This is a genomic window from Metabacillus dongyingensis (assembly GCF_019933155.2).
GTDB classification, from domain to species: Bacteria; Bacillota; Bacilli; order Bacillales; family Bacillaceae; genus Bacillus_P; species Bacillus_P dongyingensis.
Genome location: NZ_CP082944.1, coordinates 2,721,244 through 2,741,961 on the forward strand (window position 1 = coordinate 2,721,244; position 20,718 = coordinate 2,741,961).

General features: G+C 40.8%; 17 protein-coding genes and 2 riboswitches. Of the genes, 2 read left to right on the forward strand and 15 right to left on the reverse strand.

What is annotated here, in order from left to right; translation table 11 throughout:
- Window positions 1-46 precede the first annotated feature (46 nt).
- Together metE and K8L98_RS13510 are read right to left on the reverse strand one after the other, a co-directional pair.
- Window positions 47-2,326 carry a 5-methyltetrahydropteroyltriglutamate--homocysteine S-methyltransferase gene (gene metE, locus K8L98_RS13505; protein ID WP_223435412.1) on the reverse strand — a complete coding sequence of 760 codons (2,280 nt, stop codon included), beginning with the start codon at window positions 2,324-2,326 and terminating at the stop codon, window positions 47-49.
- A gap of 150 nt (window positions 2,327-2,476) precedes the next feature.
- A riboswitch (cobalamin riboswitch) is annotated at window positions 2,477-2,680 on the reverse strand.
- A 70-nt stretch (window positions 2,681-2,750) separates the two neighbouring features.
- Window positions 2,751-3,554, reverse strand: coding sequence for a GNAT family N-acetyltransferase (locus K8L98_RS13510; RefSeq protein WP_223435416.1), 804 nt, complete (start codon window positions 3,552-3,554; stop codon window positions 2,751-2,753).
- 121 nt (window positions 3,555-3,675) lie between these two features.
- Between K8L98_RS13510 and K8L98_RS13515 the strand changes: the two genes are divergently transcribed.
- On the forward strand, window positions 3,676-4,944 hold the full coding sequence (locus tag K8L98_RS13515; protein WP_223435417.1) for an ATP-binding protein: 1,269 nt from the start codon (window positions 3,676-3,678) through the stop codon (window positions 4,942-4,944).
- Between the two features lie 283 nt (window positions 4,945-5,227).
- Window positions 5,228-5,788 carry a GNAT family N-acetyltransferase gene (locus K8L98_RS13520; RefSeq protein ID WP_223435419.1) on the forward strand — a complete coding sequence of 187 codons (561 nt, stop codon included), beginning with the start codon at window positions 5,228-5,230 and terminating at the stop codon, window positions 5,786-5,788.
- 37 nt (window positions 5,789-5,825) lie between these two features.
- On the opposite strand, the gene K8L98_RS13525 is transcribed toward K8L98_RS13520, so the two are convergent.
- The 13 genes from K8L98_RS13525 to thiM all read right to left on the reverse strand — a co-directional run bounded on the left by K8L98_RS13525 (window position 5,826) and on the right by thiM (window position 20,329).
- Complete coding sequence (locus K8L98_RS13525; protein WP_223443418.1) at window positions 5,826-6,695, reverse strand: Cof-type HAD-IIB family hydrolase; 870 nt, start codon at window positions 6,693-6,695, stop codon at window positions 5,826-5,828.
- Window positions 6,695-7,465: a transcriptional regulator GlcR gene (locus tag K8L98_RS13530; RefSeq protein ID WP_223435420.1), complete on the reverse strand. Its 771-nt coding sequence runs from the start codon at window positions 7,463-7,465 to the stop codon at window positions 6,695-6,697. Before K8L98_RS13530 ends, K8L98_RS13525 begins: the two co-directional genes overlap by 1 nt.
- 172 nt (window positions 7,466-7,637) lie before the next feature.
- Window positions 7,638-9,422, reverse strand: a complete 1,785-nt coding sequence (locus tag K8L98_RS13535; RefSeq protein ID WP_223435421.1) for an IucA/IucC family protein — start codon at window positions 9,420-9,422, stop codon at window positions 7,638-7,640.
- 13 nt (window positions 9,423-9,435) lie between these two features.
- Window positions 9,436-10,746: a lysine N(6)-hydroxylase/L-ornithine N(5)-oxygenase family protein gene (locus K8L98_RS13540; RefSeq protein WP_223435422.1), complete on the reverse strand. Its 1,311-nt coding sequence runs from the start codon at window positions 10,744-10,746 to the stop codon at window positions 9,436-9,438.
- On the reverse strand, window positions 10,736-11,287 hold the full coding sequence (locus K8L98_RS13545) for a GNAT family N-acetyltransferase (protein WP_223435423.1): 552 nt from the start codon (window positions 11,285-11,287) through the stop codon (window positions 10,736-10,738). The genes K8L98_RS13540 and K8L98_RS13545 overlap by 11 nt, the downstream gene beginning before the upstream one ends.
- Entirely contained in the window at window positions 11,284-13,074 is a 1,791-nt protein-coding gene (locus K8L98_RS13550; RefSeq protein WP_223435424.1) for an IucA/IucC family protein, read from the reverse strand. The genes K8L98_RS13545 and K8L98_RS13550 overlap by 4 nt, the downstream gene beginning before the upstream one ends.
- Window positions 13,061-14,584: a pyridoxal phosphate-dependent decarboxylase family protein gene (locus K8L98_RS13555; protein ID WP_420828788.1), complete on the reverse strand. Its 1,524-nt coding sequence runs from the start codon at window positions 14,582-14,584 to the stop codon at window positions 13,061-13,063. The genes K8L98_RS13550 and K8L98_RS13555 overlap by 14 nt, the downstream gene beginning before the upstream one ends.
- 3 nt (window positions 14,585-14,587) lie before the next feature.
- Complete coding sequence (locus K8L98_RS13560; protein ID WP_223435428.1) at window positions 14,588-15,940, reverse strand: aspartate aminotransferase family protein; 1,353 nt, start codon at window positions 15,938-15,940, stop codon at window positions 14,588-14,590.
- A 51-nt stretch (window positions 15,941-15,991) separates the two neighbouring features.
- Window positions 15,992-16,954 carry an alpha/beta hydrolase gene (locus K8L98_RS13565; protein WP_223435429.1) on the reverse strand — a complete coding sequence of 321 codons (963 nt, stop codon included), beginning with the start codon at window positions 16,952-16,954 and terminating at the stop codon, window positions 15,992-15,994.
- Complete coding sequence (locus K8L98_RS13570) at window positions 16,932-17,603, reverse strand: GNAT family N-acetyltransferase (RefSeq protein ID WP_338037043.1); 672 nt, start codon at window positions 17,601-17,603, stop codon at window positions 16,932-16,934. The genes K8L98_RS13565 and K8L98_RS13570 overlap by 23 nt, the downstream gene beginning before the upstream one ends.
- Before the next feature lie 465 nt (window positions 17,604-18,068).
- Window positions 18,069-18,713, reverse strand: a complete 645-nt coding sequence (thiE, locus tag K8L98_RS13575; protein WP_223435430.1) for a thiamine phosphate synthase — start codon at window positions 18,711-18,713, stop codon at window positions 18,069-18,071.
- On the reverse strand, window positions 18,703-19,524 hold the full coding sequence (thiD, locus tag K8L98_RS13580; protein ID WP_223435432.1) for a bifunctional hydroxymethylpyrimidine kinase/phosphomethylpyrimidine kinase: 822 nt from the start codon (window positions 19,522-19,524) through the stop codon (window positions 18,703-18,705). Before thiD ends, thiE begins: the two co-directional genes overlap by 11 nt.
- On the reverse strand, window positions 19,511-20,329 hold the full coding sequence (gene thiM / locus K8L98_RS13585; protein ID WP_223435433.1) for a hydroxyethylthiazole kinase: 819 nt from the start codon (window positions 20,327-20,329) through the stop codon (window positions 19,511-19,513). Before thiM ends, thiD begins: the two co-directional genes overlap by 14 nt.
- A 51-nt stretch (window positions 20,330-20,380) precedes the next feature.
- A riboswitch (TPP riboswitch) is annotated at window positions 20,381-20,489 on the reverse strand.
- Window positions 20,490-20,718: the final 229 nt, after the last annotated feature.

The following is a 20,718-nucleotide window of genomic DNA, read 5'->3' on the forward strand; positions in this document are numbered from 1 at the left end:
TTCCCTATTTAGGAACAGGCTTGTTTTTTGATTAAACTGGTGAAAATTATACAGTCGCAGCCTCGCTTGCTTTTTCTCTGCAGCTTTTTGCGGCTGACACCATCACTTTTAATGCTGCAATCGTTTCCGTGACTCCTCTTGTCTTCAGCCCGCAGTCAGGATTGACCCAAAAAAGTTCCGGATCTAAAACCTGCAGGGCTCTTTCAATATTCATAACGAGCTCTTTTTCTGCAGGGACCCTTGGGCTGTGAATATCGTATACGCCTAATCCAATCCCTTTCTCATATGAATATTTCTCAAATGAATGGATGAGTTCACCATGACTTCTTGAAGTTTCAATTGAAATGACATCTGCATCTAATGCATCAATCGCTTCGATAATATCTTCAAAATTCGAATAGCACATATGTGTATGAATTTGTGTATCCGGCTGGACGGAAGCTGTAGACCGCTTAAATGCCGTCACCGTATCTTTTATATACTTATCCCATTTCTCCGATTTAAGAGGCAGGCCTTCCCGGAGTGCCGGCTCATCTACTTGTATCATCGCAATACCAGCTTGTTCAAGTGCCTCAACTTCTTTTCGGATGCAGAGTGATAATTGATTAAGGACACTTGATTTCGGGAGATCATTTCGAACAAATGACCAGTTTAAAATCGTGACAGGACCTGTCAGCATCCCTTTTACAGGTTTTTCAGAAAGACTTTGAGCAAAAACGGTTTCTTTTACTGTCATTGGCTCTTCAAGTAAAACATCTCCATATATAACTGGCGGTCTGACGCAGCGCGAGCCATAGGATTGCACCCAGCCAAAAGTCGTAATTGCTATACCTGATAATTTTTCTCCAAAGAACTCCACCATGTCCGTCCTTTCAAATTCTCCATGCACCAGAACGTCCAGCTCAAGATTTTCCTGAATTTCAATCCATTTTCTTATTTCTTCTTCTATATAAATACTGTATTGCTCTTCAGTCAGTTCGCCTTTTTTCCATTTAAGGCGCTGTGCCCGAACCTCTTTTGTTTGCGGAAAGCTGCCGATTGTTGTTGTTGGCAGCAATGGAAGGCTGAACCGTTTGTTTTGCTGTTTTCTCCGCAGACCAGCTTCCGCTCTCTCTGTTGAAAAGGAATCCAGCTGATTCATCGCATCCTGAACAGCACTTTGGTTTCTCAGCTTTGATGATGATAACTGATCAGTAGCTGAATCATATTCTTTAAGCACCTCTGCTTCAGTTTCAAAGTTAATAAAATTCGTTAATACACTCAGTTCGTAAAGCTTCTCATCCGCAAAAGATAAGGCATCTTTTACAAGAGGATCTAACTGCTGTTCATTTTCTGCAGTCACCGGCACATGAATTAGACTGCATGAAGGCTGAAGAATCAGCCGGTCCCGGTCAACAGCTTCCAAAATAGTGTGGACAAGCTTCACGGTCTTTTGCAGACTTGCCTTCCACACATTACGTCCATCAATGACCCCTGCAGCCAGAACTTTGTCCTTTGGAAATCCTGCCGTTTTCAACTTTCTAAGCGATACACCGCTGTCATGAACAAAATCGAGTCCAATGCCATCAACGGGGAGGCTGACCAGATCCTCGTATTGCTCAACACTTTCAAAATAAGTTTGAATCAGCAGCTTTGTATTTTCCGTCTCTCTTCTGATTGTTCCGTAAATTTCTTTAGCTTTTGAAAATAATGCACCATTTGCATTCGATGTCACAAACACCGGTTCATCAATCTGTATCCACTCAGCGCCGGCATCTGCAAGCTCCTGAAGCACCTGAACGTATAAAGGAATTAATTTCTGAATTACTTGGTCTTTATTTTCGCCTTTTGATAAAGCAACTAAGGTAAGCGGACCGACAATAACAGGCTTACCGTTTATGCCGAGCTCTTCTTTTGCTTCAAGATAAAGATGCAAAAGACGGTTTTCGGTCAGTCTTGGCTCTGCCTGACCCAGTTCCGGTACAATATAATGATAATTCGTGTTAAACCATTTTGTCATTTCAGCCGCCACTTGCTCACTGCTGCCTCTTGCAATATTAAAGTAGGTCTGGAGGGAATTTGCATCTTGAGTCCGGAACCTCTCCGGAAGAAGACCAAACATAATAGCTGTATCCAGTATATGATCATAATAGGTGAAGTCACCAATCGGGATTAGATCAATACCTTTGTCCAACTGCTTCTGCAAATGTGAAAGCCTGATCTCTTTCATCTTCTGTTCAAATTGCTGTTCAGTTAAATCGCCTTTCCAGAATGATTCTAACGTCTTTTTCCACTCTCTTTTTTCTCCGATTCTCGGATAACCTAAGTTTGAATTCTTAATGCTCATTGCCTCTCCCCCGTTTCTTATCGTTTCTCAACTTTCGGTGCATGAAAAAAACTCTCTTGAAAGAAGAGAGTTTGATGGACTAAGCTAACTTGAGTTGAGACACAAGACCGGTTTCAACATATCGCATCACCCTCCCTATTCCGCGTAGGCATGAAGTGCATACGATAGGCAGGTCTCCTGACTCAGGTTCATTGTATTCTATTCCCTTCCCATTTTTCAGTAGAAAAACAGTGGACTTTTATAGAATTCTCCCCATTACAGTGGCGCGACCGCGTCGGATTTTCACCGAGCTTCCCTTTTAAGCTAATACAGAAATGTACTCTTGTAATTAGCACCTATCGCTTGTAAAAATATTAAATTTTTAAAATTCATTAACAATTGTTTCTAAGCATAGCTGAAGTTTCGTTTTCATGCAAGCATAATATTAAGAGTGTGCTGAGATTCCAAGGACTTTCCATTTTGCAGCCTCATAAAATCCAAGCTGTTTATATAGCTTTCCTGCATCTGGATTATTATAAAACAAATAAATGGCCTTTTCTTCATTTGCAAGCTTCTGGCATATGGCACGAATCACTTCAGAAGCATATCCTTTCCGACGATGAACCGGCGGTGTAGCTACACCAACTATAATGGCAGTGCGGGAGCTTTCAATAAACACTCCTGCGGTTGAAACCATTGTTCCTTCTACTGCCTTGTAGAATACATTCAGCTTTCCTGATTCTATGTTTTGAAAGTGATCATTTGCAAAAAAGTCTTCATTTGGTCCAATCATTTTATACTCATCGACATTCATGAACAAATCGTATAGTTTTCGGCATTCTTCAAGACTAGTAATCATTTTAACACCCTTGCTTGCCTGAAAATCTTTGCTTCCTTCATATCTGAGCATAAACGAATCACTTTCGAGATCCATTTGAAAGTGACATTTAAACTCTTCGACCAATTCTTTTTTTCCGACAATTTTCCTGATGCCGGTTTCCCGTATGATCAATGCAAATTCTCCTAATGGGAAATTAATATCGGGGCTGTAGTAATAAATTTTTTCAGGATAAATCATTAAAATGGCGTTCAAATGCGTATTAAGATAACCTCCGTAAACCATCATATGTTCTTCGGTCAAGTCCTCAATGATTAGGGCATTCAATTCCAAATCGGTCCGCAAAAATTCTGCTGCCAGATCGTATTCTTTTTTAACCATTAACTTAATTTGCATTTGTTGTTTGCTCATTACTTTTCTCCTGACAAAAAAATTTAAAGTCTTTTAGAATATTCTAACATTCACTAGTAAATTTGATATATATTTTAATAGTGAAGTTTTTTAATACTTTTGCGGATAAGGTGAGAACTGCATGGGAATGAAGGATGTTTTACTGAATTTTTTACTCGTTTTTTCCCCGCTGTTGATTATACAGCTGTTATATATGAGAAAAGAAACGAATAAAAAAAGAAATAAGTGGCTTTTTGCTATTTTGCCGGCACTTGCGATTATTTTAAGCATGCTGTACCCGTTTATGATTGAAGATGATTTTTTCTTTGACTTCAGGCGAATACCCTATGTAATGGGACTGTTGTACGGAGGATATCCTCTCGGATTCTTTTTATTTGCCGTTACCGCTGTGACCCGGCTGCTTATTGGGGGAAACGGCATCTATCCGACTATTGTGATGGCTGGCATTCTTGTTCTTTTCGTGCCAATGCTTTCATCCTATTATTTAAAAAGCAGACTCAGAAAGAAATTAATTCTTGTTGCAGCCATCGTGCTGACGTCTTTGATTTTTTCAATCCTTCACATTGAAATGATTTATGGAGCTTTTTTTCAACTGGAATCTTATATTGAACTTATTATCCTCCATATATTTGCAGCTGTCATAGGAACGATTCTTTTTGAAACAATTGTCCAAAACTTTTATTTGCTGAAACGTGTGATTAAAGCAGAAAAACTTGAAGTGGTCAGTCACTTAGCGGCAAGCATATCACATGAAGTCCGCAATCCGCTGACGACGACAAAAGGCTTTCTGCAGCTGCTTCGAGAAGAAGATATCAGCCAGGAAAAAAAGGAAGAATACATAGAAATTTCGTTAAACGAGTTGGATCGAGCGACTAACATTATCAAAGATTATCTGACATTTGCAAGACCTGAAGCTGAAAATAATCATCCAATTGAGATCCATACTGAACTTAGGAACTGCATCAACGTCATGTCACCTCTTGCACAAATGGAAAATGTGCAGTTTAATGAAAACTTCAGTTCTGATGACATCTTAGTTCTTGGAGATCCTTTAAAGCTTAAGCAATCACTGATAAATATTCTTAAAAATGGTATAGAATCTTATTCTGCTGGCGGTTTAATAGAAATTTCAACTATAAAGGAAGACGCTCATATCAAAATCGTGATATCTGACTATGGTAAAGGAATGACGGATGATCAGGTTCTGAGGCTTGGGGAACCCTATTTCTCTACTAAATCGAATGGAACCGGCCTTGGTATGATGGTATCTTTCAGCATTATTAAAGCAATGAACGGCCATATTTATGTGAAAAGCCAGCCTGGTGCCGGTACATCATTTACAATTTTTCTGCCTATCTATTTGAAACTGAGCGTTAGCCAGCAGTACTGACTCCCTGCAAACAGGCCCGGGGTAAAATGTACAGAAAATCTGAATTCCTGGTGCTGAGAGTTATTGATTCGGCCGGCAGCAATTCTATTTTTGCAGAGAATGTGTTGAATGAGTTTTTTAGAGTAAGTGCTGCGGTTTCTTTCTGCATATTCGGATTAAAAGCTCATTATCTCGTTTCATACCATTCTCCTAAGACGATTAGTACAACCTGATCATTTAAAGATAGAAAAATAATACAGCTGAATCAAATTTTCAGGTCATAAAAAAGAGAGAGGGATATTCGTTGGCCAACTATTATACAAAATCAGTCCGCCTGATCATCCGCCCTTATCAGGCATCTGATTATCGAACATGGCTTTCAGCATATATAAACAGGTGGCCTAAACAGCACAAATACGACGAAGGCAGACTTGATATGAGTGTTTGCACGGAAGAGTGGTTTGCTGCGTTCACCGGCAAACATCAACAGCTCATCAATGAAGACAAAGCATATGTTTTCGGTGTATTCAGGTTAGCAGATGGAATGCATGTCGGATATGTCGATTTCTCAACATTGCTCCGTGATGATTTTCAATGGGCCCGCATGGGTTATACCATTCATAATCAATTCTGGAGAATGGGTTACGGAAAAGAAGCTGTTAAAGCGGCCATCGGTCTTGCGTTTGATCAATTGAACTATCACCGTATTGAGGCGCACATCAATCTTGATAACCACCCATCTGTAAAGCTGGCCGAAAGTGTGGGGATGGAGTTTGAGTGCCTGCGCAAAGGGTTTCTTTATGAAAATAACGAATGGACAGATCATCTTGTTTATTTTATAAATAATGATCATTTCATGGCATAGAAAAGGCCGGTCTCAAAGTTGAGACCGGCCTTTTCTTTCACACTTGCTGCTTCGCATCCATCATCCGTTTAATCGCAAGCTCTACCCCGTCTTGATCATTTGTAAGAGTAATATCCTTGCAGATGGCTTTAATTTCCGGACGGGCATTCCCCATTGCAATACTTTTTCCTGCTATTTCAAGCATCGATTTGTCATTCATGCTGTCACCGATGGCTGCAGTGTCAATCAGTTCAAAGCCAAGATGGGCAGACAGTTTTTGAAGAGCAATCCCTTTAGATGCAAGCTTATGCTCAATTTCAAAGTTGTGTGCAGCTGATGTAACCAAAGTGATATTATCTATGTCTTTAAATTTCTCCCAGCCTGCATCAAGCTTTTCCTGATGAAAAGAAAAAGCGAGAATATTATAGATATCCAAAGTTTGATTTAGAATGTCCTTATACGATTCAACGAACTTAAAACCTGTCTGGCTGTATTGTTTTGCAGCAGCCTGCAGAAGCAGAGCGCGGTCCGCATCCGGATTTGCACTTTCGACCCGGTCAATCTCAATATTTATTAGCTCTCTTCCGCTTTGAGGAGTATAGATGGCATCACAGCCAAACACCTCATAGTAGTAATGATTCTGTTCCAAAAATTGAAGCGCAGCAGCTGCTGTTTCATTTTCCATTGGCTGTGAATGAAATAATACCCCCTCAGGATTATGAATCGTAGCTCCATTTGCAGCTATAATCCATGTTTTTACACCTGTATCCTTAAAAATTTCTACTACATCAAAATGTGCTCTGCCAGTAGCAACGACCACTTCTATGCCCTCTTTTTGAGCAGATTTAATTGCTTTCAAATTTTCTGCGCTGATTTTATTTGCACTGTTTAATAGCGTTCCATCAAGATCTATTGCGATTAATTTGATCATTCCATTTCCTCCTCTGCCACAAGCAATTCCACATTATGTTTATCAAGCAAGTCTCTGAATGCTTTATCCGGTTCTTTATCTGTTATAAGCAAATCGATTTCGTGAAGATCTGCATAAAGGAAAAAATCAGTAAGTCCGAGCTTTGAATGATCAGCAAGTGCGATAACTTGATTTGCCTGGCTGATCATTTTCCGCTTAACCATTCCATCTTCTTCATGAGCGATGGACAGCCCTCTCTCAGAAATGCCAACAACCCCAATAAACACTTTATCAACCTGATATTTTGATAGTTTTTCCACCACTGATGATCCATATAAAAAACGATGCTCCTTTTGAAGTTCTCCCCCAAGAAGATGAATATGAATGCCAGGCTTTGTTGATAAAATATCGGCCTGATTAATGGAATTCGTAATAATGGCTGCATTTTTAACATCTATAAATTCTGCACAAGCCTGAACAGTAGTGGAGGCGTCTAAAATGATTCTGTCTCCTTCCCGGATCAGACTGGCAGCTTTTTTGCCGATTAATTCTTTTTCATAAGACACCGTTTGCAGGCGGTTTTGATAGTCTTTGATTTCGGTGTGCGAGCTTGGCAAAATGGCCCCGCCTCTTGTTCTAATAATCAGTTTTTGTTCTTCAAGCTTTACGAGATCACGCCTGGCAGTATCTTTGGATACATCATAAAGCGAACATATTTGATCTGCCGTAATTCGTTTGTTTTCTTTTAAATAGTCAAGAATAGAGATTAAGCGTTCTTCTTGGTACAAAATGCCCACCTAACTTTCAGAAATGTTTCTACAATAACATGGGATATAAGTTGTTATAAGTGATTATAATCGATATTCACTTACTATTCAAGTTTTTATAATGATATGTAAGTATTTTATGCCGGTTTATAAGTATTATGCATAAAAAAAGAAGAGACCGCTTTGGCCTCTTCTATACAATGACTCTTTCTTCGATTGCTAACGGGTTTCTCACTTTTCCAAACTCTGAAGCATGCGGCCGGTCATCTCCGTCTCCGTATCCATACTCAATCATCCGATTGCGGTTAAGACAGAGCTTTTTAAACGTTGGCCGCAGGAGGTCAAAGAGCAGAAACCGTTCTTTCAGCTCTGGAAACTGAGCTTGATACGAGAGGATCGATTCCCTTAGCTTATTCCAAAACTTCGTTTCATCAAAGTCTGCTTTCCTATGCAGGATATCAGCTAAATACCTGAAATGGCAGACAAATAATCCAGTGAAAATAAATTGGCATAACCCTTCAGGCGCTTCGCTTCTCAGTACGTTTTTAAGCTCTGCCGAAATGGCATTCAGCTCAGGAAGCGGCTGGTCGCTGATATTTACATCATCCACAAAGTCTTTAACAGCCAGTCTGTGGGGTATGCAGTCTTTTAAAATGACAACTGTATTTTGTCCATGGGGAGAAAATACGGTTCCGTATTGATAAAGATAATGAAGAAGCGGCGGCAAGAGGACATCAAACAGCTGCTTTGTCCATTCTTCCACGCTGAGCCCGGACTTTTCTATCAATTCCAGTGTATACGATTTCCCGTCCTCCCCTTCATATAATAGGGCGGCAAGAGTAATGGCCTGTTCGCCTTCGTCTAAGAATGAATACATGCTTTCTCGCCAAATGACTCCAAGCATCTCCATAAATTGATAGGGTGCACCTTCAAGTTTAACGTAATCAGGATGATGGTAATTCATGCTCGCCACTTCTCCAGGAAGAATGACCCGGCATCGATCTCTCAGAAATGAATCGTTATCCCGGATTCCTTGAATATGAGCTGTAATCTCCGGTGCCAGCACCACCCGCTCAGACGGCAGTCCCCTGTAGACTAGTGTATTCAAAATACTCATTGGCAGCTTTACATGATGCTTCTTCTTATGATTCATATTGACAAATGTCCTGATAGACTGCTGCGGCAGGTATTGATCCTCTCCTCTGCCAAGGCAGATGATGCGCTGCTCAAATAGTTCTTCAGAAAACAGCGGAACAATAACGTGATTCCATTGCCACTCGTGGACTGGCATAAAGAAAAAGTTTTGAGGCTGCTGTCCTTCATTTATTAGTTTCAAATTAAATTCTCTTATTGCTGATTCCCCGATCTCACTTTCTATTAAACGTTCATACTCTACTTCTTTGGTTGAATGGAACGTCCCCCACTCCTTTGAGACGGCAATCCAGACAAGCGTTGTCTGCTGCTTTTGTTCGGGCGCATATTGCAAATAGTCCGAATAGGAGAATCCAATACGCCCTTTGTTGTAGGTAATCCAGGGATGACCTGTCATCTCCCCTTCAAGCTCTGCATAGTCCAGATCCGTTAAATCCGCTGTTGACCTGTTTTGCTGATTGGCTATTATGTGGGTATCAGCAAGTAACGTGCGTTTATATTCTTCTATTAAATAGGCAGCTGTAAAAGGTTTTATTTTAATTTCCTTTTGCAGTTCCAATAAAAACTCAATGGGGTTCACAGCTTCTGCCCATGAGCCATGTTTATTTGTTTCGATCGAATGCTCATCAACCCAATAACTGTCCATCAGCCTTTCTTCAGCAAGAAACCGGTAGGATATTCCGCTGTCAAAGCACAGAATATGTTTGCCATCCTTTTTTTCGGCATGAATCATTTCTTCGTATAAAAACTCAGATATCATTTTAGCAAGCAGCCGTCTGCTCGCTTTCTTCCAATGATCTGCATTCCACTTTTGTTCAACCGTCATCTCAATCACTCTCCTAAACTGTTTGTTTGCTGCGGACAAGATGGCCTGCACCAAAATGCTGAAAGACATTTTTTTCTGGAAGGTCAAACACTTTTCTGTGAGCAAGCTGATTGATAATCTTTGCATTCCGGTAAGCACCTAGTCCAAGATCCGGTGCACCTACCCCATGAGTATGCATTTCTCCGTTTTGAATAAAGATTTTGTTTTCCCTTTTTTCCTGCAGCTCTATTTCATAGTCTTTTGATATAACAGGACGATTGCTGCTGTCCCATTTCATAAGATTTGATAAGTTTTCAAAAGCGCTTGGCCAAACTGTTTTATAGCCGGTTGCTGCGATGACGATATCCGAATGCAGATTAAATGCTTCTCCCTGCTCCCATTGATGGCATTGCAGGTTTAAGTCTGAACAAGTAATCTCAATATCAATAACTGCCGTTTTGGCCAGGAGATGAACATCAGGTCTTTGTCCCGCAATCGTTCTTTCATATAAAAGATCATAGATTTCAGCAATTGTATCAGCACTTATTCCTTTATATAAGGAGTCCTGTTTTGGCACGACCGTATCCTTTAATGCCTGTGGAAGTCTGTAAAAGTACTCCGTATAGTCAGGCGAAAAATGCTCAAGTCCAAGCTTTGAATACTCCATCGGGAAAAATCCGTCTGTTCGTGTGAGCCAATTTAATTGATAGCCTTGTTCATTTTGTTCCTTCAGCATCTCCAGAAAAATTTCCGCCGCACTTTGACCAGAACCAATGACGGTGACAGCATCAGCATTTAAACACTCTTTTTTCTTATGCAAAAATTGAGCAGAGTGAAAAAGGCTTTCAGATTTTCCTTTCGCTGACCAATCTGGAATATTTGGAGCACTTCCCATGCCAAGGACTACATGCCGGGCAGTAAAGCGTTCCATTTCCCCTGTGAGAACATCTTCTACAAGGACTTCATAACCTTCAGCATGCTGCAGAACATCGGCAACTCTTTTTCCGAATCTGCAGCTTTCAAGTTCTTCAGCCACCCATTGCAGATAGTGATTATACTCTCTGCGCGGAATATGGAACGATTCCAGGAAGTAGAAATGGTAAAGTCTTTTTTGATGATGAAGATAATTCAGAAAGCTGTATTTGCTTATTGGATTGACCATTGAAACTGCGTCTGCCAAAAATGGCACCTGCAAGGTGGTCCCTTCCATTAAAAGTCCCTCATGCCAATTAAACTGGGGCTTTTGATCAAAAAAGAGCGCGTCCACATCTTTTACATCCTCAAGCAATGCTGCCATTCCAAGATTAAATGGTCCAAGGCCTACTCCTATTACGTCATAAATCATTCTTTAGCCCCCATTCAAAATCTTCTCTTTCACATATCATGAAAAGTGCTTTTTTATCAGGCAGCTGAATTTCCTTTTGCGGAAAGAATCCGCATTTTTTGAAAACATGAATCATTTTCTTGTTTCGGCTGTCAGGCTCGGCGACTATCCTCTGTGTCCGCTCGTCAGTAAACATCTGTTTCATGATTTCACGGAGCATTGGCAGAGAAAGACCTTTACCAAGGTAAAAAGGATCACCAATCAGCAAATGAACACCCTGATCATAAGGCTCTGCTGCATAATAATCTCCAATGATGTCAGCACTTGCCCAATACGTTTCCCAATAGCTCATTGCCTCACCGTTCAGATGCCCGATCCACAGCGTTTGATGATCATCCGCCAAAAGTTTTTTCAGATGCTTCGTATATTGGCTGAAAGGATAATCTTGATTCCAATAAGGAATAACGTGCGGTTCGTGATGCCACTTATGAAGCATGGCAGCATCTTTTTCAAAGTCTGCCTTTCGAAATGTTATAGATAAACCGGTCTCTAGCTGACTCATTTTGATGCAAAGACCTCCTTCTTTGTAAATAAAGGATTATGCACTTGAACATAAACAGACTGTGTTTCAAGCGGCCCAACCAGTTCATCTAAATCATGAAATCTAGTTAATAGATTCGCTTTGCAGGGCAAGGTCTTGTTTTCCAGCAGGGTTTTAAGCAAAAGCGATGGATGAGCTGCAGGAATGGACTGCTTTTCCAATTCCTCCCGAATAAGTTGAAGAAGATTTTTCTCATCTGCCAGGTTTGCCGTTCCAAAGGCATTCACAAGTCCGAATAAATGATTGAAAAAGAAATAGTAGCGCAGCCGTTCATCTGCAACTGCATCTGAACATACCGTTTCACTTTTTAAACCGATTCCCGGAAGATACGAATTTAATTCATTCTTTTTGGATTCGCAAAAGTAAAATCCCTGATTGTCTCTATAAAAAAATCGCGCTGGATATCCATTTTCCAGCTGAACGACACTGTTTTGCTGATGTGCTTCAAGCGCAATGCCCTTTTCAAAATAAAGCCAAAGAATCGGCTTTAATGAAATCGCCAAATAGCGTTTCAGCCAGTCTGCGCTTATTTCTTCAGTTGTTCGTTTTTCCTTTTTTGAAAGGTCACGAACGATGCTTGCAAGTCTTGAAGATTGCGGCAGCATTCCGTCCTGACAGAGGGCAACAAGAGCGGTTGCTTGTTCCGCACTCCTTTTATAAAAAGGATTTTCCCTGAGAATGACTTCAAAACCTGACTCTTTCTGATCGTGCAGCTTTAATGTAATAAATGCAGGATCGTGAATGATATTAAAATCAGGAAATTGTTCAGATAACTCACTTCCAAGCTGTGTGTCCATCAATTCTTTCACTTCAGCTCCGCGTTCAAGTTCTTTTAATAGGTTCACCCGGACAGAATTTGTGATTTTAATGTTAAGTGAAAACTTCAGCATAAAGGCAACATCTGGATGATAGACCGTTCGCAAGGATGAAGTTGCATAAAATGCCTGTCCATGCTGACCTAAATTTTCAAGCATGCCTTCTTGAATGAATTCTTGAACAGCTGAGTCTTTCAGCAAATACTCAGCTTGCCACGGATGAATTGGAAGAAGTGCGTATTCATCCTTTCCTGCGTACTTCTCTTTAAACTCAGCACTGATCTCCGGGTCATCCTTGACAAGCTGCTTTATAAGTTCAATTGCCGACTTTGGCATTGTTGACTTTGAATAAATGGATTCAGCATGAGCTCTAAAATAATGCAGCGGAAATGCTCCTTTTAATTCTGGTGAATACACCTTAATATCTGATTCTGTCATTCCCTGTCTGCTTTTTGGTGTCGGATGAAGCAAATGTCCAAATAAAAGGGACTGCTCTGCTGCAATAAAATCAAATGAGGTTTGATAAAGTTCTTCTTCATCATCTGAACGCTCTTCAAGAAATTGAGCCATGGATTCACAGCTTTGTTTGACACGCAAAAGCAATTCTTCATTTTTTTCAGCTGATGAAGCATTTTCACCCAGTTCTTTCAGCGTTTTTTCAATGCATGTTATGTAATTGATTTCCTCATTATCACAGTACACTGGGCAGTCTAACAAGTGACGTCCTGTCTCAGATAGATAGCCTGCCGGGATATAAAGACAGGAATTTTGATGTTGTAAAATAACATGAATCCAATTGCCGCTGTGCTTCTTTCTTAATTCTTCAGGTGCATCCGCACTTAGATTCCCGCTGTTTGTCTCCCGCAGAAAGCAATTTAAATAGCTTTGAAGAGTTGCTTTTTCAGCAAGAGCCATTGCTTCAAGTTTGTTCATACTGCAGCCTCCTTGTTTCATCTTCGCCAATTTCTTTCATTCTTCTTATGATTTTTTTAACTTCAGCCATTTTTGTTAATGGATTCAAAAAGGTGAATTTCAGGCAGGCATCGCCGTCCACCTTTGTCCGGGCTATGATCACTTCTCCATTTTTCAGTAGAATTTCCCGAATTTGATAGTTTAGCTGATTGAGCTTCTCATGCGTGAGAATGCCTGTCCCCATGTATCTGAAAACAACTGTGCTCAGTTCGGGCTGATGATAGACGCTGAACTCACGCTCTTTTTTCAGGAGCTCAAACGTTTCCTGTGCTAGAAGCAGCGTATGATCAATCATTTCTGCCCATTCCTCTTTTCCGACTAATTGAAAAGAGAGAAACGGCTTTAGTGCATCAAAGCGTCTGGTTGTCTGAATGGATTTGAAGACTAAATTCGGGATGTCATCTTCCTCGTCTTCAATTGGATTCAAATAATCAGCATGATGCCTGATAAACGAAAATGACTCCCGATTTTTCACAAGAAAAGCTCCGCAGCTGATTGGCTGATAAAACATTTTATGAAAATCTACTGTAATGGAATCTGCTTTCTCTAAACCTGCGAGTTTATGCTTATGGGTATCTGTTAAGACAAGCCCGCCTCCATAAGCAGCATCTGCATGAAACCACAGGTCATAATCTTTAGCCAGGCTGCTCATTTCCTCCAGCGGATCGATGCTGCCAAAGTCTGTTGTACCTGCAGTGCCGATCAGCGCAAAAGGCAATTCTCCATTTTCTTTCAGATTGTACAGGCATGCAGCCAAGTCTTCCATACACATGCGGTACTTTTCATCCGCTTTAACTAATACAACAGAATCTTCGCCTAAGCCTAATATCGAGGCTGCCTGCTGGACAGAAAAATGAGCTGCTTCGGAGCATAGAATTTTCAGACGATGCAGTTCTTTCGGAAGACCCTGCTTTTTAATATTCCATCCCCAAAACTTTAAGGCAGCGCGTTCCCTTGCAAGCAGGAGGCCCATTAAATTGGACTGCGTTCCCCCGCTTGTCATCACACCGTCTCCGTCCGGCAGCTGGAACATCCCGCACAGTCCATTCATTACATACTGCTCAACCATTGTAGCTGCACCGCTTTGATCCCATGAATCCATCGATTGATTTAATCCGGAAATAACGGCTTCAGCCGCTAACCCGGGAATCATTGGCGGGCAGTGAAGATGAGCAGCAGTTAACGGATGGCTGACATGAATGGTATTTGAAGTGATATCCGTAAGTTTTTCAAATACTGCTTGCTGATTTTGATTCATTTTAGGATGAAAGACCGGAAAGTGTTGATCTAATTCTTTCTTCACATCCAAAGGAGTCATCCCGCTGTAGGGATTTTGTGACATCATTATCCTTTTAACGCAGTTCATCGCATAAGTCATTTGAGATTCATAATTTTTTAAACTTGATTCATAATTTGATAAAAACAAATGCTCAAAGGCTGTTTTTTCCTGAATGGCTGTCAAATGATCCACATCCTAAACTAAACTTGGGCTGAGCGTTCTTTCTGCAGCTTTAACAGAATCGAAGAATATGTCACAAACTGTGTCAAGCTGTTCTCTTGTAATAATCAGCGGCGGCAAGAAACGGACCACGCTGCCGAAGCGTCCGCCAAGCTCAAGGATAAGACCCCGTTTGAAGCATTCCTGCTGAATAAGCTTTGCGAGCTTCGGATGAGAAGGATAACTTCCTATGGAATCTGCAGATGCTGTTTTATCTACAATTTCAGCGCCAACCATCAGTCCTAATCCACGAACATCTCCAATAGACGATACTTCTTGCTTCATCTGTTTTAAACGTAGCATTAAAAATTCTCCAAGCAGAGCTGCCTGTTCATCAAGCTTTTCCTGCTTAATAAATTTCATTGTTGCTGTTCCGGCTGCAATCGCGATCTGATTTCCGCGGAATGTGCCTGAATGTGCTCCCGGTTCCCATTGATCAAGATCTTTATGATAGACAACAACCGCTAAAGGAAGGGTTCCGCCGATTGCTTTTGAAAGAACAACAACATCAGGATTGATGTCTGCATGTTCAAAGGCAAACATTTTTCCGGTGCGTCCAAATCCTGTCTGCACTTCATCGATGATGAGAGGAATTTGCTGTTCTTTTGTAATATTCCGTACTTGTCTTACCCATTCATCAGGAGCTGGAATGGCTCCTCCCTCACCTTGCACGATTTCCATCATCATGCCTGCGGGTTTCACAATACCGGATTCAGGATCGTTCAGAGTGCGCTCAATAAATGTAGAGCCGATTGCTGCCCCTTCTTCTCCACCAATACCAAATGGGCAGCGGTATGAGTAGGGATAAGGCAGGAAGTGCACGTCTGACATTAAATTGGGTATTTTGCTTTTAGGACCAAGGTTGCCCATCAGACTAAGAGAGCCATTTGTCATGCCGTGATATCCGCCTTGGAAAGAAAGCATGCCTCCTCTGCCGGTTGCTGTTTTCACAAGTTTCATAGCTGCCTCAACAGCATCTGATCCTGATGGTCCGCAAAATTGGATTTTTGCATGTTCAGCAAATTTTTTCGGAAGAGCGTCAAACAGCTCCTCTACAAACTCCTCTTTCATTGGAGTAGTAATATCCAGCGTATGAAGCGGACGCTTGCCTTTTATCACATTTTCCATCGCTTCTATAACAACAGGATGATTATGTCCAAGTGCAAGAGTACCTGCTCCTGCCAAGCAATCTATGTAGGTTTTATTCTCAACATCCTTCACATAAATCCCTTCTGCCTCACTGATCGCAATTGGAATTCTGCGCGGATAAGATCTTGCATTTGATTCTCTCTTGCGCTGGCTGCTTAAATAAAATTCATTTGTTAGCATAAATAATCACCTTTCTTATTTGAAAATAATTATCATTCTCATTTAAAAAAATTAAAAATTTTTTCTCAGCAAAATTTTAAGCTGGTTTGTCAAATCTATCATCGCAAGATCCGCCCTGTTTACTTGTCCAATCATATTTGGAAAGCTGTGTACTAACTGTTCATAGTACAAATATGTGACAGGAACTCCTGAATTTTCAAGTTTTTCAGCATATTGTTTCCCTTCATCTCTTAACGGATCGTATTCAACAGTCACAATCATTGCGGGAGGCAAATCGGCAGAATTTATTGCAAGCAGCGGCGATGCATATGGATTTTTCCCCTGTTCCTGATTGCTTAAATAATGATTCCAAAACCATTCCATTTTCTCTTTCGTCAGATTAAATGAATAGCCCGATTGATAAGATTCCGTGTAAAAATTGTGATTCAATACAGGAGTGAGTAAACACTGCATTGTAAATGCTTGCTTTCCTTGATCCTTCAGCCAATGTACAGCTGCAGCTGCAAGGTTTGCCCCGGAAGATTCTCCCCCAATTGCAAGTTGGGCTGGATCACCATTCCATTTAGATATGTTTTGAGGCGCCCACTCTGAAACGGCAAGAACATCCATAAGCGCCGCAGGAAACGGGTGCTCTGGTGCAAGCCGGTAACCGACGGATACAATCAGACAATTCGCGTGCTTTGCAAGATACCTGCACATAGAATCGGCACTGTCGAGATCTCCAAAAACCCACCCGCCGCCATGCATAAATACCAATACTGGCAGCATTTCCGCTGATGCAGGCTGATAAATCCTTACAGGAATTTGATGATCAGCTGATTCGATTTTTTCGTTGTAAATCATCATGTCATTCATTTCTATCTTTTGAAAGAATGTTCGTGCTTCTTTATAAAAATACCGTGACTGCTCAGCAGATAAGTCGCTTAATGGAGGATGTTTGAGTTCAGCCATTCTAGCACCTATTTTATCCAGCAGCTCTTTCATATCTTCATCAATTGGGAGATGGGTTTTCACATAACGCTCCTGCCTTTTCATTTAATAGATCCTTATCTTCACTTGGAAGCTTAATAAAGTTTACATTCTTGTTTGACATATAATCATTAAAACGAGTCTTTTCACCAATAACGAGTGCCGCTCTTTTATGAGGAAGCAAAATGGTATCCGCAACATATCCGCCAATTTCTTTTAAAATTGGAATGACGATCCTGTTTCTTATATCAGGTTCGCCAATGATTCTGCTTGATCCGTATTTTTTCATAAGAAATGCAGTCATTGCCCTCACAATCATTAAGCCATGCTCTTTATTCAAAAGCTCCCTTGGCCCAATTAATAAATGCATTCCAAGATCACCTGTTTCAGCTTGATAATAGTTCCTTATTGAATCATGCTGGATAGAATACGCAATCAAATAGCCAGCTGGCCTGTCATCTAAAAAACATAGAAAAACCCGTTTGTGCTCTGCTTTAACGGTGCGTTCTAAATAAGCCTTAAACTCTTCTTCACTTACATTCAGCTTCCAGAACGGCGCGATATGCGGCTGATGCATCCAGCTGAATAAAATCTGAAAATCTGTTATTTTGACCTGCCGAAGAGAAATAGTTTGGTTTAACTCTCCGTCTTCTATGATGGCTTCAAATTCATATACGTTTTCTATATGATTCAGCTCCTTACTGTCTTGTCAGTGAGTACACATGAATATTAATTGAAAATGATTATCAATGTCAATGACTTCTGAAAAATCAGTCATTCCTGCCTATGCATTTTTTTGAAATAAGAATAAATTCTAGCACATCATACCTATACTTTTATTCATAAAAAAAGAACAGAATTTAATCTGTCCTCTTTTCTGCTGTGCAGTATTCTTTATGGTTTAAGTACTTAATCATTTTACCCGCTATAGTTTACATAATATTATTATATTAAATTCAGGGAACTTCATCATCTTTTATTCTATGTATTTTCTCTGAATCCTTCTGAACCGCCTTATTTTTGCCAGTAATCTAGTATTCATGAGAGATTTACAGAAGAACCAAAAAAAAATTGAGCTGGATCGCCGTTAAAAAATCCAAACATTAAGAAAACGTGCAAATGATCATCAAGATTTGCACGTTTTCTTTTATTCTCCTATTCAAGATACAGATTTCTTCAAAGCAGCCGCACTTTTATAGACATCTTCTGCAAGACTTATCGATGTAATTACCGAGACCCCGTCGGCACCTGCTTCAATAACTGCACGCGCATTTTCAGCTGTAATGCCACCAATTCCTACGATTGGAATCAAAATGCCGCAGTTTCTTACTTCTTCAAGAAGAGAAGTCCCCTTAACAGGCTTTGCATCTGTTTTTGTACGCGTAGGGTAAATAGGCCCTGCTCCGATATAATCGGCTCCATCCTCGATTGCCTTCTCTACCTCTGCAAGGGTATGGGCTGAGACACCTACAATTTTCCCCTCGCCTAAAATCTTTCTTACTGCTCCGGCATCTTCATCATCCTGTCCGATATGAACTCCATCTGCATTTAGTGCAAGAGCTAGTTCAATGTCATCATTTATGATAAATGGTATTCCATGGTCCTTACAAAGCTGCTGCAGTTTTCTTGCCAGGTTCTTTTTTTCGCTGCCTGTTAAAGCATCCGTTCCTTTTTCCCGGAACTGAAACATAGATATGCCTCCGCTAATTGCTTGGAACAGGACTTTTTCAGGGTCTTCCGTACAGTTTGTGCTGCCCATAATAAAATAAAGCTGGAGTTTCGCGCGCACTTCCTCATTCCACATGCAAAGGTCCCCTCTTTTTCTTTTGATAAGCCCAATGATTTGTAGGTCCATGGCCCTGTCCTAATTTAAGATCTTCTTTTATCGCTTCCCGGATGAACGCAACGGCGGTTTCTGCCGAATGATAAATTGACTTTCCTTTTGCGATCTCGGCTGTAATGGCAGCTGCGAAGGTACAGCCGGTTCCGTGTGTATTTTTTGTATGAATACGTTCACTTGTAAAATAGCTGAACTCTGTTCCATCAAATAACAAATCTACTAACTGTTCCTCGTTTTCAGCATGACCTCCCTTAATCACAACATTTTTCACGCCAAAAGAATGCAGGATTTTGGCAGCAGTCTGACGATCATCAAGATTGAGAATGTTCAAACCCGTCAGCACTTCAGCTTCTGGAATGTTGGGAGTAACGACCAAAGCAAGCGGAAGCAAATGATTTTTCAATGCTTCTACTGCTTCATCCTGCAATAATGAAGCACCGCCTTTGGCTATCATGACGGGATCTACAATCACTTTGCTCCAATTGAACCTCTTTATTTGTTCAGAAACAGCTTCAATAATTTCACTATTAAAAAGCATTCCGGTTTTAATGGCATCAGCTCCAATGTCTGAGCCAATCGCTTCAATCTGCTGCACAACCGCGTCCGCTGTTAATGGAAACACACCATGTACACCTAGTGTGTTTTGAGCGGTAACCGCTGTAATGGCAGACATTCCGTATACATTCAATTCCTGAAACGTTTTTAAATCCGCCTGAATTCCTGCTCCGCCTCCGCTGTCAGAGCCTGCAATTGTCAGTGCTTTAGAGATTGACATGGCTGACCTCCTCAAGCGCAGAAAGTTTTTGAATATTATCAGCTGAAATGGTATAAAGATTGTTTAAAAACTCGATTTGAAAGCTTCCGGGACCTTCAATTCCTTCAGCTGCAAGTTCTGCAGCACTCCCGTAAACCGCTAATGCTGCAGCAGAAGCACGAACATAATCTTTTTCAACAGCGCAAAATGCGCCGATAACAGAGGTGAGCAAGCAGCCTGCACCTGTTACTTTAGTTAATAGAGAATGACCATTTTTGCATATATATGTTGTTTCTCCATCTGAAACAATATCCTGTTTTCCTGTAATGACCGCAATAGTGTTTAACTGCTTTGCAGCTTTTACAGCAAGTTCGATTATGTCACCTTCGCCGTCACCGGAGTCGACTCCTTTTATCGACCAGCTCTCCCCAACGACATTTGCCACTTCAGCAGCATTCCCTCTAACTGCAGTGATCTCCAGTTCCTTTACGATTTTTTGTGCTGTTTCAGTACGGTATTTTGTTGCGCCTGCACCAACCGGATCAAAAATGACTGGCACGCCATGCTTATTGGCAGATTTCCCTGCAAGCAGCATCGCTTCTACATTTTCTTCGTTTAAGGTGCCAATATTTAATACGAGTGCCCCAGCAATTTTCGCCATATCCGCCACTTCTTCCTTGGCGTAAGCCATGACCGGCGATGCTCCGATTGCTAACAGGCCATTTGCTGTAAAATTCGTTACCACAACGTTTGTAATATTGTGCACCAGAGGTTTTTCTTTTCTTACTTTTTCTAGAATCGCATAAATCGTTTTAGGCTCTATCATATTTTTTCCTCCCCATAATAAAGAGCACTCTGCCGCGGCAAAGTGCTCATATGTATCCCTGAATCACATCCCTGCGCTGGCATTATCCAACAGGTTCATTCGGTCTACGGCAGATAGCCGTACTCTCAGCCTGATTCCACAAGCTCCCGTTTTCATTATTTTATTTTATGATTCAAAGTCTACTCTTCTGACACTGGATTTGCAACCATTAAGCAGCTGTTTTTTTTCTCCATCACTTTTGTTTTTATCAATAAAATGAAAATAAGTATGATTGGAATCCCAAACTGAAATGGCAAATGAATGTATAAAGGCACAATTTCAAGTCCAATTTTTATATGCAGGAATCATACTCGGAGAAAATCTATGAGGCACTCAAAACGGGCAATCAC

Bases quoted from the DNA above. Each gene is read 5' to 3' on its own strand.
- K8L98_RS13560 (WP_223435428.1), bottom strand. From the start codon at position 15,940: ATGCTAACAAATGAATTTTATTTAAGCAGCCAGCGCAAGAGAGAATCA.
- K8L98_RS13545 (WP_223435423.1), bottom strand. From the start codon at position 11,287: ATGAGTCAGCTAGAGACCGGTTTATCTATAACATTTCGAAAGGCAGAC.
- metE (WP_223435412.1), bottom strand. From the start codon at position 2,326: ATGAGCATTAAGAATTCAAACTTAGGTTATCCGAGAATCGGAGAAAAA.
- K8L98_RS13535 (WP_223435421.1), bottom strand. From the start codon at position 9,422: ATGACGGTTGAACAAAAGTGGAATGCAGATCATTGGAAGAAAGCGAGC.
- thiM (WP_223435433.1), bottom strand. From the start codon at position 20,329: ATGATAGAGCCTAAAACGATTTATGCGATTCTAGAAAAAGTAAGAAAA.
- thiD (WP_223435432.1), bottom strand. From the start codon at position 19,524: ATGTCAATCTCTAAAGCACTGACAATTGCAGGCTCTGACAGCGGAGGC.
- K8L98_RS13550 (WP_223435424.1), bottom strand. From the start codon at position 13,074: ATGAACAAACTTGAAGCAATGGCTCTTGCTGAAAAAGCAACTCTTCAA.
- K8L98_RS13540 (WP_223435422.1), bottom strand. From the start codon at position 10,746: ATGATTTATGACGTAATAGGAGTAGGCCTTGGACCATTTAATCTTGGA.
- thiE (WP_223435430.1), bottom strand. From the start codon at position 18,713: ATGTGGAATGAGGAAGTGCGCGCGAAACTCCAGCTTTATTTTATTATG.
- K8L98_RS13515 (WP_223435417.1), top strand. From the start codon at position 3,676: ATGGGAATGAAGGATGTTTTACTGAATTTTTTACTCGTTTTTTCCCCG.
- K8L98_RS13510 (WP_223435416.1), bottom strand. From the start codon at position 3,554: ATGAGCAAACAACAAATGCAAATTAAGTTAATGGTTAAAAAAGAATAC.